The organism is Flavobacterium pisciphilum (assembly GCF_020905345.1).
Lineage (GTDB): Bacteria > Bacteroidota > Bacteroidia > Flavobacteriales > Flavobacteriaceae > Flavobacterium > Flavobacterium pisciphilum.
Genome location: NZ_JAJJMO010000001.1, coordinates 2,477,398 through 2,494,935, shown reverse-complemented (window position 1 = coordinate 2,494,935; position 17,538 = coordinate 2,477,398). Strand labels below are relative to the sequence as shown.

Here is a 17,538-nt window from a genome sequence, read left to right as displayed (position 1 = left end):
TCCAGATTATAAACTCTAATTTAGAGTTTAACACCTTATTTAGCGAATGAATTTACTTAAAAAATATAGTGCTATTCCTGGGCTCGTAATTTTTATTACGATGTTTTTTCTAGGATGCGAAGGTAATTTTAAAGATGTACAGAGAAGTAATTTTGTAGAGTTTGTTCCTGCTAGTGATGCTGATAATGTCAATATAAAATATACAGATTCAGGGCTTATTTCGGGAGTTCTAATAAGTCCTAAAATGTTGGATTATTCCAATGTTGATTTTCCTTTTACCGATTTCCCAAAAGGTATTGATGTTACTTTGTATGATAAAAAGCATAAACGTACCTATGTAAAAGCCAATTACGCTATTTCGTATAAACAAACTTCAGTTATTGATTTACAAGGAAAAGTAAAAATTACTACAGATGATGGTCAGATGCTAGAAACAGAACAGCTGTATTTTGATCAAAAAAATGAATGGTTTTATACTGAAAGAAAGTTTAAATTTACAGATGTAAAAGGAGTTTCGTATGGTCAGGGACTCGATTTTAGTAAAGATTTTAAAATAATAAACTCTCAACGTATAAACGGAGAGGTAGAAACTGAAGAATAAAAAATAATAATTATGGGTTACTTGAAATATACACAATACGCTTATTTAATAGTTGCAATTCTGTTTATTTATGATGCAATAATGAAAATGAGTGCAGGTGAAGCTACTCCTTGGTTAAGTTTTTTGATTGCAGGAATGGGAATTTTTATGTTTTTCTTTAGGAGAAAATTTGCAAACAAACTTGACAATCGTAATAAAAAATAATAAAAATGGAGATTAGTATTATAATACTATGTTTAATACTATCAGCCTTCTTTTCGGGTATGGAAATTGCGTTCATATCCTCAAATAAGATTTATCTAGAGATCGAGAAGAAACAAGAAAACTTCTTGTCTAAAATCCTTACTAAGCTTACCGAAAAACCTTCAAAATTTATAGCAGCTATGCTTATTGGAAACAATATTGCGATAGTTGTTTATAGTTTCTTTATGGGAGATTTGCTTTTAAAGGCACTTGTAGATTTTGGATATCATTTTTCGGATGTTACCAGTTTGCTTGTTCAAACTTTGATTTCTACTTTTTTTATTTTAATCACAGCAGAGTTTTTTCCGAAGGTGTTTTTTCAGATTTACGCGAATTCATTAATTAAGTTTTTTGCAATTCCAGCGTATTTTTTCTACTGGCTTTTTTATTATTTATCTACTTTTTTTATCTGGATTTCAGATTTTATTTTAAGGAGATTTTTTAAGACAGAGGGGGATCAGGTGCAGTTTTTCTTTAGTAAGGCAGAGCTTGGGAATTATATTTCAGAGCAAATGAGTACAGTAGAAGATGATGAAGAAGTTGATTCGGAGATACAAATCTTTCAGAATGCATTAGAGTTTTCGGGGGTAAAAGCAAGGGATATCATGACGCCTCGTACCGAGATTGATGCTGTTGAATTATTTGATACTGTAGATGAACTTAAGGCTTTGTTTGTAGAAACAGGTTATTCTAAGATACTTGTTTATCAAAACTCATTGGATGATATTTTAGGATATGTTCATTCTTTTGATTTGTTCAAAAAACCAGAAACGATAAAGTCAGTATTGATTCCTGTAGAGTTTGTTCCAGAAACGGTTTACATAAAAGACGTTTTGAATTTATTGACTAAAAAACGAAGAAGTGTAGCGGTTGTTCTGGATGAATACGGTGGAACTTCAGGGATAATAACAGTTGAGGATATTGTAGAAGAGTTGTTTGGAGAGATAGAGGACGAACACGATTCGGATGAAGAACTAATAGAAAAAGAATTAGGGGAGGGTAAGTATATTTTCTCAACCCGATTTGATGTTGAGTATCTAAACGAGACTTACAAATTGGATATCCCAGAAAGTGACTCTTATGGTACCTTGGGTGGTTTTATTGTAGATCATACTAAAGAAATCCCGCAAATTGGGGAAGAAATCACCATAGGAAACTATCATTTTGTGATAGAAGAGGCGACAAATAAGAAAATAGAATTAGTAAAAATGACTATAAAAGAGTGATTTTTTTTAGAAAAATAAAAATTCTTGGAAAATAAATTGCTACTAGTATTATTATTAGCTAGATAATTGTATTTTCGCAAACTGAATATAAAATTAACAACAATAAAAATGGCAGTTTTAGCAAAAATTAGACAACGTTCCGCTTTATTGATAGGCGCTATTGCACTTGCATTATTCGCATTTATCATTCAAGATCTTTTCAGTAGTGGAAATTTTGGTGAGAGTTCAAAAGACGTAGGAAGCATCAATGGGAAAGATATCTCATTTGAAGATTTTAGAATAAAAGTTAGTGGTGTTGAAAAAAGTGGGCAAGGAATAACTTCCACTCAAGCTGCAAACAGAGTTTGGGATCAAGAGGTTTCTGTTGCTTTGTTATCATCAGAGTTTGATAAATTAGGATTAAGAGTAGGTGAAAAACATTTGCTTGAGGTTTTAAAAGCTGACCAAAATATCGGAAGAAATCCAATGTTCTTAAATGCAGCAGGGATTTTTGACGTAGCAAAATTCAAAGAATATTTTAAAGCAAATCCAGAGCAAGCTCAATATCTAAAAGATAGAGAGAAAGATGCAGATTTGAATGCAAAATACCAAATATACAATACGTTGATTAAAGCAGGTCTTTATACAACTATAGCTGAAGGTAAGTTGAAATATGAAATGGAAGCAAACAAAGCTAACTTTGCTTTTGTAGCTGGTTTATATTCTTCTATCAAAGATAGTGATGTAAAAGTATCTGATTCAGAAATTGTTGATTTCATGAAAAAAGACGAGAAGAAATTTAAAGCTGATGAAACTCGTGAGGTTCAGTATGTTTTAATTGAAGATAAAGCTTCTAAAGAAGATGAGGCAGAAATTAAAGCAAAAGTTGCTGCTCTATTGACAGGAAGTGTTGTTTACAACCAAAAAACTGGTAAAAACGATACACTACCTGGATTTAAATCAGCTAAGAATATTGCTGACTTTGTAAATTCAAATTCAGATGTACCTTACGATTCTACTTATGTAGCTAAGAAAGATTTGCCAGCTGTAGATGCTGATAAATTATTTAGCCTTGCTCCAGGTGAAGTTTACGGACCTTATATTTTTGGTAACTACTACTGCATTTCTAAATCATTAGGATTTAAATCAGGAGTTAATGCAAAAGCAAGTCATATCTTAATTAGTTATGAAGGTACTCAGGTTCCAAACCAAAAAGAAAGAAGAACTAAAGAGCAAGCAAAAGCTAAAGCAGAAGAAGTTTTAGCTCAAGTTAATGCTAATCCAGATAGTTTCTTAATGTTAGCTTTTACAGCTTCTGATGACTCATCTGCACAACAAGGTGGTGATTTAGGATATTTTGGTCAAAACCAAATGGTAAAACCATTTAATGATTTTGTTTTCAGTAATCCAATTGGAAAAATAGGATTGGTAGAAACTCCTTTTGGTTTCCATATTATCAAAATTACAGATAAACAAGACGGAATTCGTTTAGCAACAGTTGCACAAAAAATCGAAGCTTCTGAAGCAACTTCTGATAGAGTATTTACTCAAGCAACTAAATTTGAAATGGATGCTGCTGATAAAGACTTTAATAAAGTTGCAAAAGACATGAAATTAACAGTTTCTCCTGCAGTTACTGTGAAAGGAATGGACGAGAATTTCGGACCATTAGGAAATCAAAGAACTATCGTAAGATGGGCGTTTGAAAAAGGAACAAGTAAAGGTGACGTTAAACGTTTTGAGGTTGCTAATGTTGGTCACGTTATTGCACAACTTAAGAATATCAATAAAACAGGTTTAGTATCAGTAGATGTTGCAAGACCTTATGTAGAGCCAATTCTTAAAAACAAGAAAAAAGCTGAAATACTTAAAGCTAAAATGAATGGTACTACTATCGAGGCAATTGCTAAAAGCGCTGGTGTAGCTGTACAACAAGCAGCAGATGTTACTATGGACAACCCAACTTTACCAGGTGGTGTTGGTCAAGAGCCAAAAGTTGTTGGAAATGCATTTGCTTTGGCAGCAGGTAAACTTTCTGCTCCAATTGAAGGAAACACTGGAGTTTATGTTGTTAAAAACATAAGCATTACAAAAGCACCAGCTTTAACAAACCACGCTCCTTATGTTGAAAAATTAAAAGCTCAAAGTGCACAGGATGTAAACAGAATCCTTCCTGCATTGAAAGATAATGCTAAAATTGTTGATAATAGAGCGCACTTTAGCTACTAGTTCATCAAGATTTACATAAAAGATTAAATTGAAAATCCCGAAATATTTATATTTCGGGATTTTTTTTATGGAAGTATTTTTACGTGTTTGGTTAATTATGATTGCTAGAAAAATGATGTGTTTCTAATAGGTTTTACAGTCTGTTGAGTACGGGATTTGTTATATGTAACTGAAAATAAAAAAGCCTTGCTAGGAATAGCAAGGCTTTTTTATGGATCAAATAAGGTTTGATTTTTTGATTAAACCAGTATCATTTCGTTGTAAGGGATTATTGTTTTATATCCTTTGGCAGCAAAATATTCGGTTGGATTGTCTTTGGAAATTGCCATTACAAAATCGCCTCCCCAAGCACCAAGGCTTTTTATTACGCCTTCAAAATCTGGAAAGAGTCTTTCTTTGATAGTTTGCATTTCTAGTATGTTGCTCATTTCGGCTTCATGCATTGCTAATGCTTTAGCAAATTCTTTTCCAGTTTTGGCTTGCAAAACAGTTTGGGTTATTTTGTCGTTGTTTGAAATTATCTTTGATAGATGACTATTCTTGTTGTTGTAATATGCAGTTATGGCTGCTTTACTGCTTTGTTTTTTGTTTAAGTATACAAAATGTAGATTCTGACTAAACTCAGGTTTAAAGTCTATTTTTTCTACAGTTGGTAAACCTTGTTGTAGGTGATATAATATAGGTGTGTTGTTTTGTGCGCAGGCAATATCATATCCACTACCTCCAAAACTGTTTTTAAGAAGCGTAAAAGCATCAATTTTTGTCCATTGAGCAATATTGTTCAATAATGTTGATGATGTGCCTAAACCCCAATTTTTAGGAAATGTGAGTTGCGTACTTATTTGGTAACCTTCAGATTGGGTTAAAAACGCTGGATTTAATAAATAAGCTTCATGTAAAATATTTATTAATGTGCTTTTTATTGTTTCCGTTTCTGGTTCAGGATTATTTATTATCTCGGTAAAAGTTATAGTGTCATCAAACCAGATCGTATTATCGGCATCGTAACTTTTCCATTGTATTTCTTGGTTTTCTCCTTTGGCAACAATTAAATTTTGTCCAAATTTTGTTGGTAATGCAAATGCTTTTGCGCCATCTAATACTAAGTATTCTCCAGTTATTAAAAGTTTCCCGTTACTGTAAAAGGTTGTTTTCATGCATTTATTTTTAGCCCCGATGGTAGTGGCATCCTTTGTGTTTTTTCTTTAAAAACATAAAGATATAGCGTACAGCGGGAATAGCTCCTTATTATTTTCTTAAGTTTTCAATAAAATCAACTACAGCACTATGTGAGATGGTGTGGTTTTTAAAATGATTTTTGATTAAATGACGTTCGTCATCATTGGCTGCAAATTGGTTAATGATATTGTTGATGTGCATTTTCATGTGTCCCTCTTGAATTCCAGTTGTTGTTAAGGAACGCAATGCAGCAAAGTTTTGTGCTAAACCAGCAACGGCTACAATTTGCATTAACTGTGGGGCTGAAGGATTTTCTAACATTTGTAATGAAAATTTCACTAGCGGATGTAAAGATGTTAGTCCGCCTACAGTTCCTAATGCTAGTGGCATATCAAGCCAGAATGTGAAAATTCCGTCTTCAATTTTAGCATGTGATAAACTAGAGTATTGTCCGTTTCTAGATGCATAGGCATGAACTCCAGCTTCGACAGCACGGAAATCATTTCCAGTTGCAAGTATTACAGCGTCGGCTCCATTCATGATTCCTTTGTTGTGAGTCACAGCTCGGAATGGTTCAACTTCTGCAATTTGTACTGCTTGAACAAATCGTTCGGCAAATTCTTGAGGATTTGGAATGTGTTTTTCTGCTAATGCATCAACAGGACATGAAACTTCTGCTCTTACAATACAGTTTGGGACATAGTTAGAGAGAATGCTCATGATGACTTTTACTTCTTCATTTGCTTCAGTAAACAATTCGTATTCTTGTGACGCTTCTTTTAATGTTTTAGCAAACTGCTCTAAACATGAATTTATAAAATTGGCACCCATGCTGTCTTTGGTTTCAAAGGTTGCATGAAGCTGAAAGTAGTTTGGTAATAAGTTGGTTTTGTCTTTTAGAACAATGTCAAGAATCCCGCCACCACGCAGTTGCATGTTTTTAGTTATGTTTTCGGTATCGCTAAAGAATTTGTTTTTAGTTTGTGCGAAAAATAAATTAAGTTTTGAAACATCACCATTAAAGGTAAAATGTACTTGTCCTATTTTTTCGGTGTTGATAACGGTAGCTTTAAACCCACCACGAGTTGACCAAAATTTAGCTGCTTTAGAGGCTGCTGCAACAACCGAACTCTCTTCGATTGCCATTGGTATTGTGGTATATTTGTCGTTAATGAGGAAATTTGGAGCTACTCCAAGGGGAATATAAAAATTGGTTATTGTATTTTCGATGAATTCATCATGTAATTTCTGTAATTTTTCATCAGTATTCCAGTAACTTTTAAGTAAAAAAACGGCTTTTTCTGGCGTAGAAAAGTACTTTTTTGCAATCCAGTTTATTTTTTCTTCTTTGGATAATTTAGAAAATCCAGCAACGGCGTTGTTCATTCTCAATTGATTAAATGGTAGTATTGCTGCAAAGATACCATTTTAACGGATTCGTTTATAATGTAATTACGGACATTAAATAATATAAAAAAACAATTTCTTAACATTTAACACATGAAATGTATATTATGTGTATTTTTTTCACTAAAATTGGGCTCTTTTTTATATTTAACTCATTTGTATGAATACAAACAAACTTACCGCATTACTTTTATTTATTTGTTTTACTGTTTTTGGTCAACAAAAAATCACTGTAGATGACGTTTTTAGCGGGATATTTCGAACTAAAGAAATGTTTAAACTTCAATCTCTACAAAATGCCAATCAGTATACTGTACTTAATTTTGATCGGGGAAGTAGAAGCATGCAAATTGATTTGTACGATTATGCTACGTTAAAAAAAGTAACAACTTTAATTGATACAAAAAATCACAGAGAGTTACCGATGATCAATAGTTATACTTTTGATGCATCAGAAAAAAAGATTTTATTGGCTTGTAATTCGACTAAAATCTTCCGCCATTCCTTTACAGCAGATTATTATTTATACAATATAGATACAAAAGAGCTAACAAAGCTGTTTGATTTTCAGGTTCAAGAGCCAACTTTCTCACCTGATGGACAAAAAATTGCTTACGCAAAAGGGAATAATCTATATGTTTATGATTTAGCTTCTAAAAAATCAACTCAGATTACAACTGATGGAAAGAAAAATTCAATTATCAATGGTATTACTGATTGGGTTTATGAAGAAGAATTTGCTTTTGTTCGGGCTTTTGATTGGAGCAAAGACAGTAAAAAACTAGCTTACATTCGCTTTGATGAAAGCATGGTTCCTGAATTCTCAATGTCGATTTTTAAAACAGACTTATATCCTACAATTGAGACTTTTAAGTATCCTAAAGCTGGAGAAAAAAACGCACTAGTTTCGTTACATATATATGATGCTGCAGCAAATACTACTAATGAAGTTAAGTTAGGAAACTATAACGACTTTTATATTGCAAGAATGCAGTGGACAAATGACAACAATACATTGTCTGCACAGGTGTTAAACCGTCACCAGAATAATTTAGATTTATTGTTTATTGATGGTACTTTGGGAACTTCAAAAGTAGTTCTTAATGAAAAAGATAAAGCGTATGTTGATGTTACAGATAACTTAACATTCTTAAAGGATAATAGTTTTATCTGGACTAGCGAAAAAGATGGTTTTAATCATATCTATTTATATGATAAAACAGGAAAACTTAAAAATCAAGTTACTAAAGGAAATTGGGAAGTAACTTCATATTACGGATTTGATGAGAAAACAAAAACTGTTTTTTATCAATCTACAGAAAATGGGTCAATCAATCGTGATATTTACCGAATTGCTCTTGACGGAAAAAACAAAGTACGTTTGTCTAAAAACGTAGGTACTAGTAAGGCAACCTTCAGCCCGAATTTTCAATACTACATCAATACATTCTCAAGCGCATCTCAGCCTACAACTTATACTCTTAACGATGCTAAAGCTGGAAAAGAGTTACAAGTAATAGAGAATAATGAAGCTCTTGCTTCTAGTTTAAAAGCATATAATTTAGCAACAAAAGAATTTTTTGTATTAAAAACAGCTAAAGGAAATGAATTAAATGCTTGGATTTTAAAACCTAAAGATTTTGATCCTGCCAAAAAATATCCTGTTTTTATGTTTCAATACTCAGGACCTGGTTCTCAGCAAGTAGCAAATCAATGGAACAACTCTAATGATTATTGGTTCGAAATGCTAACTCAGCAAGGATATATTGTTGCTTGTGTTGATGCTAGAGGAACTGGATTTAAAGGAGCTGACTTTAAGAAAGTGACACAGTTGCAATTAGGTAAATACGAAGTTGAAGATCAAATTGATGCAGCTAAAGTTATAGGTAATTATCCTTATGTTGATGCTTCTAGAATTGGAATTTTTGGATGGAGCTATGGTGGATTTATGGCTTCAAACTGTATTTTCCAAGGAAACGACGTTTTCAAAATGGCTATAGCAGTTGCTCCGGTTACTAATTGGAGATTTTATGATTCAGTTTATACAGAAAGATATATGCAAACTCCTCAAGAGAATGCAAGTGGTTATGATAATAACTCTCCTATTAATCATGTTGATAAATTAAAAGGTAAGTTTCTTTTAATTCATGGATCTGCAGATGATAATGTGCATGTACAAAATACAATGCAAATGATGGAGGCTTTAATACAAGCTAACAAACAATTTGATTCGCAAATTTATCCAGATAAAGATCACGGTATTTATGGCGGAAAAACTAGAGTTCAGCTTTATACTAAAATGACTAACTTTATCAAAGAAAATCTTTAATTAAAATCTAATTAACCTAAATATAATAATAAATAATATGAAAGAAACAGAAGTGAAAACTGCGCATCCAAAAGGACTTTGGGTATTGTTTGGAACAGAGATGTGGGAGCGGTTTAATTTTTACGGAATGCGAGCAATTCTTACCTTGTTTTTGGTAAACTCATTGTTAATGAAAGAATCGGATGCTGCATTGATTTATGGAGGCTTCTTGGGACTTTGTTATTTAACACCAATGTTGGGTGGTTTTATTGCCGATCGTTTCTTTGGGAACAGAAATTGTATTTTATTAGGAGGGTTGATGATGGCCATAGGGCAGCTTTTCTTATTTGTTAGTGCTAGTGTTTTTGGTTCTAACATGAGTTTAGCAAATATCTTGATGTGGTCTGCATTAGGAATTATTATTTTTGGAAATGGATTCTTTAAACCAAACATCTCAAGTATGGTGGGAAGTTTATATCCAAAACAAGAAAAAACAAAATTAGATACAGCTTTTACAATTTTCTATATGGGAATTAACTTAGGTGCTTTCTTAGGACAAACAATATGTCCTTATTTAGGTGACGAAGTGGTAAATGGTGTTCAAAACATACATGCTTTTAAATGGGGATTCTTAGCAGCATCGATTGCTATGCTTATTGGAACAGCAGTGTTTTTTGTATTGAAAAATAAATATGTGGTTACTCCAGAAGGAAAACCATTAGGAGGTTTGCCTTCTAAAAATGATGTTACTGATTATGAAGAGGGAGAAGCTCAAAAAGCAGTTTTCTCTCCACAAGCTTTAGTTGGTGCTGTTATTGCTTTTGTGATTTTGTTTTTTGCTTTCCGTTACCTTTTAGATGGAGATAACTTTATAAAAACATTAATTTATCCAATTATCTATGCTAGTGGATTGACATTAGCTGGATTGATTATTTCAGATAGTTCATTAACAAAAATTGAGAGAGATAGAATTTTTGTTATTTATATTGTAGCATTCTTTATCATATTTTTCTGGGCAGCTTTTGAGCAAGCAGGATCTTCATTGACATTTATTGCTGCAAATCAAACTGATAGAACCTTTATGTTTGGATGGCAGATGCCAGCTTCAATGGTTCAGGTGTTTAATGGTATTTTCGTTTTCGCTTTTGCTTTACCTTTTAGTATTTTATGGGATAAATTGAGAGAGAAAGGTAAAGAACCAATATCTCCTATGAAACAAGCAATTGGTTTAGCATTAATTGCATTGAGTTATTTTATAATTGCATACAATGTGAAAGACCTTGGTAATAGCGGACTTCTAGCTATAAAATGGTTAATTCTTTTGTATTTAATTCAAACTTTTGCTGAGTTGTGTTTGTCACCAATTGGATTATCATTGGTAGGGAAATTATCACCAAAACGTTTTTCATCATTACTTTTCGGAGTGTTTTTCTTGTCTAATGCTGCAGGATACGCTTTATCAGGAACTTTGGGATCTATCATGCCTGCAACAGGTGAGAAATTTGTAAAAGCTAAAGATTTAGGAATCGATTTACAGCCTATTTTAGATAAAGCTGTTGTTGCTACTCCAGAACAATTAAAGCTTCTAGAGGCAAATCAGATAAGTGCAACAAACCCAGTTTTTGCTGGTTTTGAAATTCACAATCTCTTCGAGTTCTTCATGGTTTTCGTTATTTTAACAGGGATTGCTGCAGTAGTTTTATTTGCATTAACTCCTATATTAAAGAAAATGATGCACGGCATTCGTTAATAATTAAAACTTTAATAGCTATTACCTATCCGATTTATTTGGGTAGGTAATTTTTTAATTTTGAACCTATTTTATTATGTGGAAAAATCATCCAAAAGCATTGCCTTTTTTGTTTTTATCTGAAATGTGGGAACGTTTTGGTTATTATTTAATGATTGGAATTTTTACTTTATATCTAAAAGATGTAGAGGCAGGGTTTGCTATGACCGAGAAAGAAGCTTCTGATTTGTACGGAACTTTTATAGCACTTGTATTTCTGACACCTTTTATTGGTGGTTTGGTTGCAGACAGGTATTTAGGATATAAAAACTCAATCATTCTTGGTGGGTTAATGATGGGAGTAGGTTACTTTATGATGGGAATTCATAGTTTAACAATGTTATATGTAGCGATGACACTAGTTATTGTAGGTAATGGGTTTTTTAAACCTAATATTTCTACACTTCTAGGGAATTTCTATGATGAAGATAAATACAGAGATAAGAAAGACGAAGGGTACAATATTTTCTATATGGGAATAAATGTGGGAGCTTTCATTTGTAATTTCTTTGGAGCTGCTTTACAAATCCTTTTAGGATGGCATTATGCTTTTATGGCTGCAGGACTAGGAATGTTTATTGGTGTAATTGTTTTTATGTTAGGTACAAAACATTATGGTAATAAAACTGATAAAAAAGGAATTCAAGAAGGAGACATGCCATTTTCAAAAATTGTATTGTACATTCTTGTTCCATCTATTGTATTTGGAGTTATAGGTTGGTTATTAAAAGGAGTGCAGTCTGATGTTAATTTAGATAGTTCAATCTTTGGTTCAGATAGTACAGATGCATTTATCTTTGCATGTATTCCTGTAGTTTACTTTTACGGAAGCTTATATTTTAAAGCCAAAGTAGAAGAGAAACGACAAATAGGAGCATTACTTTCTATTTTTGCTGTGGTTATTTTGTTTTGGGCGGTTTTTAAATTGAATGGATCAGCGTTAACGACATGGGCAGATCGTTATACAGATAGAGAAATTACTGGAACGACGCAAACAGTTTTTAATAATTTGAAATTGGCTAAAGAGGTTAAGTTTACAAAAGACTCAACTGAATTATATGATGCTAGTTTTAGACTTCAAAAAGAAAACGGGAAAGTGGTCAAAACAGTAGATCACCCAGTTTATTTTAGAAATGTAGCTGAGGATAAAAAACCAGTAGAAGGAGCAACAGTTTCTATTTGGGCAACAAATTTAAGTCAGTCGATAAACCCTGGTTGGGTAATTATTTTGACACCTTTGGTCGTTGCATTTTTTACTTTTTTACGTAACAGAAAAAAGGAACCAAATACACCAACCAAAATTGCATTCGGATTATTGATTTCGGCATTATCTGTTTTAGTAATGATTGCCGCAGTTCATATAGGTGGCAACGGAGCCGAAAAGGTATCGGTTTGGTGGTTGGTAGCTAATTATGGAATTATAACTATTGGGGAGTTATTCTTGAGTCCTATGGGATTATCAATTGTATCTAAATTATCTCCAAAAAATATTACAGCCTTAATGATGGGAGGTTGGTTTTTGTCAACGTCAATCGGAAATAAATTAAGTGGCGTTTTAGCTAGTATGTGGGATCAATATGATGACAAAGTAAACTTTTTCTGGGTTAACTTTGGCTTATTGATGTTTGCAACAGTATTGATGTTTGCTTTGGTGAAAAACTTAAATAAAGTGATGAAGGATCACGGGATCAATTAATTATTATAAATAAATGGAGCAGAGTATTAGTTTAGAACAGATACAAAATTTTAAAGGGAAGTACCCAAAACAATTGTGGTATTTATTTTTAGTCGAAATGTGGGAGCGTTTTTGCTTTTACGGTATGAGAGGTGTTTTGGCATTTTTCATGGTAGACCAATTAGGATTATTAGAAGGAAAAGCAAATTTACAATATGGAGCCATACAGGCATTTGTATATGCTTTTACTTTTATTGGAGGTATTTTTGCCGATAAAATTTTGGGATTCAAGAAATCATTGCTTTTCGGAGGAATCGTTATGATTCTGGGGAATTTGCTTATTGCAGCCTCACCACATGATTTTTTCTATTACGGTATTACACTGTCGATTATTGGAACTGGTTTTTTTAAACCAAACGTTTCTTCTATGGTAGGTGAGTTATATCACGAAAACGATGGACGTAGAGATGCTGGATATGGTATGTTCTATGCTGGTATCAATATTGGAGGAATGCTAGGAGGTGCAATTCCTATTTATTTAGGGAAGAATTACTCTTGGAGCTTATGTTTCCTTTCTGCTGCTATAGTTATGATTATTGGTGTAATTACTTTTCTTTTAACAAAGAAGCATTTAGCACCTATTGGTAATTCTCCGTTAGAAAAACATTCACCAAAAAAACGTAATTTATATGAAATTGCTGTTTATGCAGGTTCTATAGTTGTGATTCCGTTTGTTTATATAATGGTTATAAACTCTAGTTTTACTGAGTATTTCATGTATACAATTGGTGCAATTGCTATTTTGTATTTCTTGTATGAATTATTGAGAATTAAGGATCGTAACCAACAATACAAATTACTTGCAGCTTTTATATTTATTTTTGGGTATTTTATGTTTATGGCTATCTCAGAGCAATCTGGTGGATCATTATCATTGTTTGCAAAAGATAACTTAACGAATAAATTGTTGTTCTTTAATATAGATCCAAACGTGGTAAATAATAGTATAAACTCTTTATACGTAATTATTTTTAGCCCTTTAATTGGATTGTTGTGGATCTTTCTTTATAAAAGAAAAATTGAACCGAATACGGTTGTTAAATTTGGATTCTCATTCATACTTCTTGCGGCAGGATTCTTTATATTTTATAGCGCTCGTTTTTTTGTTGATGTAAATGGATTAAGTTCTCTTAATGTTTTTGCCTTAGGATATTTGGTATATACACTTGGAGAATTATGTATTGGTCCAATCGGAATGTCGGTTATTACTAAATTGTCTCCAAAGAGACTTTTTGGAATGATGATGGGATTGTGGTTTTTATCTAGTGCATTTGGACAATTTGCTGCTGGAAAATTAGGGTCAGAAATGTCAGATGCAAATACAGGTACAACATTAATGTCTAAGTTGATTGCTTACACAGATGGTTATTATCATTTGGCAATTTATTCGCTTATAGCTGGTATTGTTTTAATCGTGAGTACTCCTTTGATTAAGAAATTAATGCAAGAAGTAAAGTAGAAGACATTTTAGAATTCATTTTTTGCTTAAATTTGAAAAAAATAAAAACAAGATGAAAAAGATATTTATTGCATTGTTACTAGTATTGGGGTCTTTTGCTGTTCAAGCGCAAGAACTTAAATGGTATACAGATGTAAAAGAAGCTATAGCTGTAAGTAATAAGGAGAAAAAACCTATGTTATTGTTTTTCACTGGAAGCGATTGGTGTGGATGGTGTATTCGTTTGCAAAGCGAAGTTTTAAAAACTGCTGAGTTTAACAAATGGGCAAAAGATAATGTTGTTTTGGTAGAGCTAGATTTTCCTAGAAGAACGCCACAAACGCCACAGGTAAAAGCTCAGAATAATGAATTGCAACAGGTTTTTGGAATTCAAGGTTTTCCAACTGTTTATTTTACTAATGCAGAGAACAAGGATGGGAAAGTTAATTTTCAAGGACTTGGGACTACAGGTTACGTTGCTGGAGGGCCATCTGCTTGGCTTGCAGTTGCAAACGAGATAATTAATCCGGTTAAAAAGTAATTACATTATTATAGATAGTTTACGCAACTATTAATAAATAAAAGAAGCTCTTTTCGTCTTAGATGGAAAGAGCTTTTTGTCGTTTATTAGGGGGATTTTGTCTTTAAAATCTTGTTTTTTTTGTAGTATCAATAGGGTATTGTTTGTAATTAAACGTAAAATTTACTTTTAGTTATAAAATAATTTGGATAATTAGAATTAAATGTTAATTTCGTTTGTTTTAATTAACCAAACCCAAATTTATTATGATGAAAAAACTACTTGTATCCCTGTTTTTTTTAGGATTTTTTACTGTGCAATCGCAAAATTTAGTTTGGAAAACTAATATTACTGATGGTATTGAGGCTAGTAATAAATTAAAGAAACCAATGTTAATTTTGTTTACGGCAAATAACTTATCTGATAATTTGCAAAACGAAATAATGAAAACTTTAGAATTTGCACTTTGGTCAAGAGATAATGTTGTTTTGGTAAAATTAGATTTATCCGATAGTCAAGCTTCAGATAGTGATAAAGAGCAAAATATCAAGCTTAAGAATGCCTTTGGAGTTCAAGATTTACCAGAAGTGTGTTATGCAAATGCTGTAGTAAGAAAAAGTAAAACAACATTTCAGGCATTAGGTAAAATGGCTTATAAATCAGGAGGGGTAAAGGCTTGGATTATTGAGTCTAACTCGCTTTTGCATCCAAGCGACTTTTAAGTTTTGTAATTTGGATCTGAGTGATTTTGCTACAAAAACTTTCTTAGTTTTATATAAAGTCAGTAATGCCATTTTCAATTATAACTACGTTACTTAATTAATTCAATTTATAGAATCCCTTTTCATTGGTAGAATGAAAAGGGATTTTTTCTTTTATACATGTTTTTTGCCACTGCTGCAGTATCGACTTGTAATTTGTACCGTCGGCAATGACCATTTTGGGTTGTATCGTTTTTAGTAATCTTTCAAAATTTATTTTAGGCGACTGAGTGAGCATTAAAATATCAGGCTTTGTCTTTTTAGAATATATTCCAGTACTATCTATAATTAAGATTTTATTGCCATTAAAATAGGCGAGATTTTGTAGTTTTTCCTTATTCTTTAGTTTTCCAAAGTTGCCTACTAAATAGGAAGTCAATGAGTAATTTTCGCTACTATTATTTGAAGTAGTATCTCTTGTAAATAATGTAACAGACTTACCCGTTCTTTCGGTAATCTGTGAGTTCTTCGTTGCATTGTAAACAATCCATTCTTTTTTAGTTTCAGTATCTTTCCGATTTAGGATAAATGTAATTTGTAATAGAATTATTGAGCTAAGGGTGAATGCTAGCTTGGTAAAAGTGGGCTTCTTAAACCAAATAATTCCGGATATAATTAATAGATAAGAGCAGATTAATAAATAGGTGTTAAAAGAAATGTCTTGTATGATGAAACTTTCGAATGAAGCAATGGTATTTATTATTTTGTTCAAATAGAAAATACTTTTTTCTAGTAGCTGTACAAGAAGTAATGGTGCGCTGCTAAAAGCTGCTAAAATCATTACTACTATTCCTAAAATCATAATGACACTTAAGAAAGGTATGATTATAATATTGGCAATAAAAAATAAACTAGGAAATTGATGAAAGTAATATAAACATATCGGTAGAGTACCTATTTGTGCAGCAAAAGATACTGTCAGCACATTCCATATTGCAGTAGCAAACTTGCGTTTTGGAGACCATAATTTTTTTAATATTGGTTGAAACCAAATGATAAAAAATAAGGCTAAGTAGCTTAATTGAAATCCTACATCAAATATGAAAGCAGGCTTAAAAAGGAGTAAAAAGAATATAGAGACCAACAATGTATGGTAAATATTTACACTTCTTCTTAAATGAATTCCTATCGCTACAAACGAAAACATTACGACTGATCGTAATACTGAAGGAGAAAATCCTGAAATTACTGCAAAAGTAAATAATGATACTATTATCAGGATGAGTTTTATTAAAGCCCCCTTTTTTGTATTAGGGATAGGTTTTAGGGTGTAAGTTATAAAAATCAAAATATAGCCCACATGGAGGCCTGAAACAGATAAAATATGGGTTACACCTGCATATTGGTAATCTTTGATTATTTCGGGTGATATGTCTTGTTGTTGACCTAGAATTAATGCAAGCGCGACATTCATTTCCGTTTTATTAAAACCGTTCATTTCTAAATTGCGAATAATTTTTGTTCGAATTCGGGCAGCATAGTGCCAAATGCTTTTCTCAAACTTAGGGCTAATTGTTATTTCATGTTTTTGAATGTGTAATTGGGCGTAGATATGTTTGTTGTTTAAATACTTGCTGTAATCAAACTGATTGGGATTCTTTGGAGCAGCGTTTTTTGATAATTGACTTCTAACACGAAGGCAATTTCCTATTTCTAGATTTAATTTTGTACTGTCTTTTTTTATGTTAAGGACTATTTTGCCAGAACTAGGTTTCTGGTCAATCTGATTTATGGTTGCTATATATCTATCACTGTAATTATTGCCTTTTAATTTTTCGCTAATTATAAAATCTATTAAATGAGGTTTATTGTAGATGTCTTGGTAATTTGTATAGTTGCTTTTTTGAAATGATTCCGTATGAAGAGACTGGGTTGTGATACCGACAGAACATGCTAATAAATAAGTTGCAATTCCAAACAAAGTTACTTTTTTAGGATTGTTTGTAGTGTAATAAAGGCTACCACAAAATAGAAGTATTGAAACAGTAAGTGATATAAATGTAAAAGAAATAGAAAGGCTAAGGTAATTGGCAAGTAAAATGCCTGTTGCAAAACCAAGTGTTATTCTTGTCAAGGGAAATTCTAGTACTTTCATGTAGCTAAAATACGATAATTTTGTAAGA

Annotated in this window: 13 protein-coding genes; 10 read left to right on the top strand and 3 right to left on the bottom strand. The window is 32.2% G+C overall.

What is annotated here, in order from left to right; genetic code table 11:
* Positions 1-46 precede the first annotated feature (46 nt).
* The 4 genes from lptC (at position 47) to LNQ49_RS10375 (ending at position 4,278) form a co-directional block, all read left to right on the top strand.
* Positions 47-601, top strand: a complete 555-nt coding sequence (gene lptC, locus LNQ49_RS10390) for an LPS export ABC transporter periplasmic protein LptC (protein WP_229988721.1) — start codon at positions 47-49, stop codon at positions 599-601.
* A 12-nt stretch (positions 602-613) separates the two neighbouring features.
* Entirely contained in the window at positions 614-805 is a 192-nt protein-coding gene (locus LNQ49_RS10385) for a hypothetical protein (protein ID WP_229988720.1), read from the top strand.
* A 5-nt stretch (positions 806-810) separates the two neighbouring features.
* A complete protein-coding gene (locus LNQ49_RS10380) occupies positions 811-2,070 on the top strand; it encodes a hemolysin family protein (protein WP_229988719.1) in 1,260 nt (419 codons plus the stop codon).
* Between the two features lie 108 nt (positions 2,071-2,178).
* Positions 2,179-4,278 carry a peptidylprolyl isomerase gene (locus tag LNQ49_RS10375; protein WP_229988718.1) on the top strand — a complete coding sequence of 700 codons (2,100 nt, stop codon included), beginning with the start codon at positions 2,179-2,181 and terminating at the stop codon, positions 4,276-4,278.
* A 239-nt stretch (positions 4,279-4,517) separates the two neighbouring features.
* Here the strand turns inward: LNQ49_RS10375 and LNQ49_RS10370 are convergent, their stop codons facing one another.
* Positions 4,518-5,435, bottom strand: a complete 918-nt coding sequence (locus LNQ49_RS10370) for a GYDIA family GHMP kinase (RefSeq protein WP_229988717.1) — start codon at positions 5,433-5,435, stop codon at positions 4,518-4,520.
* A 91-nt stretch (positions 5,436-5,526) separates the two neighbouring features.
* A complete protein-coding gene (locus tag LNQ49_RS10365; protein WP_229988716.1) occupies positions 5,527-6,843 on the bottom strand; it encodes a hydroxymethylglutaryl-CoA reductase, degradative in 1,317 nt (438 codons plus the stop codon).
* A gap of 181 nt (positions 6,844-7,024) precedes the next feature.
* Between LNQ49_RS10365 and LNQ49_RS10360 the strand changes: the two genes are divergently transcribed.
* From LNQ49_RS10360 to LNQ49_RS10335, 6 genes are all read left to right on the top strand, one after another.
* Entirely contained in the window at positions 7,025-9,193 is a 2,169-nt protein-coding gene (locus LNQ49_RS10360; protein WP_229988715.1) for a S9 family peptidase, read from the top strand.
* 37 nt (positions 9,194-9,230) lie between these two features.
* Positions 9,231-10,922, top strand: a complete 1,692-nt coding sequence (locus LNQ49_RS10355) for a peptide MFS transporter (RefSeq protein WP_229988714.1) — start codon at positions 9,231-9,233, stop codon at positions 10,920-10,922.
* A 76-nt stretch (positions 10,923-10,998) separates the two neighbouring features.
* On the top strand, positions 10,999-12,657 hold the full coding sequence (locus tag LNQ49_RS10350; RefSeq protein WP_229988713.1) for a peptide MFS transporter: 1,659 nt from the start codon (positions 10,999-11,001) through the stop codon (positions 12,655-12,657).
* A 13-nt stretch (positions 12,658-12,670) separates the two neighbouring features.
* Positions 12,671-14,155, top strand: coding sequence for a peptide MFS transporter (locus LNQ49_RS10345; RefSeq protein WP_229988711.1), 1,485 nt, complete (start codon positions 12,671-12,673; stop codon positions 14,153-14,155).
* 52 nt (positions 14,156-14,207) lie between these two features.
* The gene (locus LNQ49_RS10340; RefSeq protein WP_229988709.1) at positions 14,208-14,675 is read left to right on the top strand and encodes a thioredoxin family protein; all 468 of its coding nucleotides are present in this window, start codon (positions 14,208-14,210) and stop codon (positions 14,673-14,675) included.
* 245 nt (positions 14,676-14,920) lie between these two features.
* Positions 14,921-15,376, top strand: coding sequence for a thioredoxin family protein (locus LNQ49_RS10335; RefSeq protein WP_229988708.1), 456 nt, complete (start codon positions 14,921-14,923; stop codon positions 15,374-15,376).
* Positions 15,377-15,473: 97 nt separating this feature from the next.
* Here the strand turns inward: LNQ49_RS10335 and LNQ49_RS10330 are convergent, their stop codons facing one another.
* On the bottom strand, positions 15,474-17,510 hold the full coding sequence (locus LNQ49_RS10330) for a ComEC/Rec2 family competence protein (RefSeq protein WP_229988707.1): 2,037 nt from the start codon (positions 17,508-17,510) through the stop codon (positions 15,474-15,476).
* Between the last annotated feature and the right edge of the window lie 28 nt (positions 17,511-17,538).

Excerpts from the sequence above, each read along its gene's own strand:
- lptC (WP_229988721.1), top strand. The coding sequence starts at position 47 with ATGAATTTACTTAAAAAATATAGTGCTATTCCTGGGCTCGTAATTTTT.
- LNQ49_RS10335 (WP_229988708.1), top strand. The coding sequence starts at position 14,921 with ATGATGAAAAAACTACTTGTATCCCTGTTTTTTTTAGGATTTTTTACT.
- LNQ49_RS10345 (WP_229988711.1), top strand. The coding sequence starts at position 12,671 with ATGGAGCAGAGTATTAGTTTAGAACAGATACAAAATTTTAAAGGGAAG.
- LNQ49_RS10350 (WP_229988713.1), top strand. The coding sequence starts at position 10,999 with ATGTGGAAAAATCATCCAAAAGCATTGCCTTTTTTGTTTTTATCTGAA.
- LNQ49_RS10380 (WP_229988719.1), top strand. The coding sequence starts at position 811 with ATGGAGATTAGTATTATAATACTATGTTTAATACTATCAGCCTTCTTT.
- LNQ49_RS10340 (WP_229988709.1), top strand. The coding sequence starts at position 14,208 with ATGAAAAAGATATTTATTGCATTGTTACTAGTATTGGGGTCTTTTGCT.
- LNQ49_RS10385 (WP_229988720.1), top strand. The coding sequence starts at position 614 with ATGGGTTACTTGAAATATACACAATACGCTTATTTAATAGTTGCAATT.
- LNQ49_RS10365 (WP_229988716.1), bottom strand. The coding sequence starts at position 6,843 with ATGAACAACGCCGTTGCTGGATTTTCTAAATTATCCAAAGAAGAAAAA.
- LNQ49_RS10355 (WP_229988714.1), top strand. The coding sequence starts at position 9,231 with ATGAAAGAAACAGAAGTGAAAACTGCGCATCCAAAAGGACTTTGGGTA.
- LNQ49_RS10375 (WP_229988718.1), top strand. The coding sequence starts at position 2,179 with ATGGCAGTTTTAGCAAAAATTAGACAACGTTCCGCTTTATTGATAGGC.
- LNQ49_RS10370 (WP_229988717.1), bottom strand. The coding sequence starts at position 5,435 with ATGAAAACAACCTTTTACAGTAACGGGAAACTTTTAATAACTGGAGAA.
- LNQ49_RS10330 (WP_229988707.1), bottom strand. The coding sequence starts at position 17,510 with ATGAAAGTACTAGAATTTCCCTTGACAAGAATAACACTTGGTTTTGCA.
- LNQ49_RS10360 (WP_229988715.1), top strand. The coding sequence starts at position 7,025 with ATGAATACAAACAAACTTACCGCATTACTTTTATTTATTTGTTTTACT.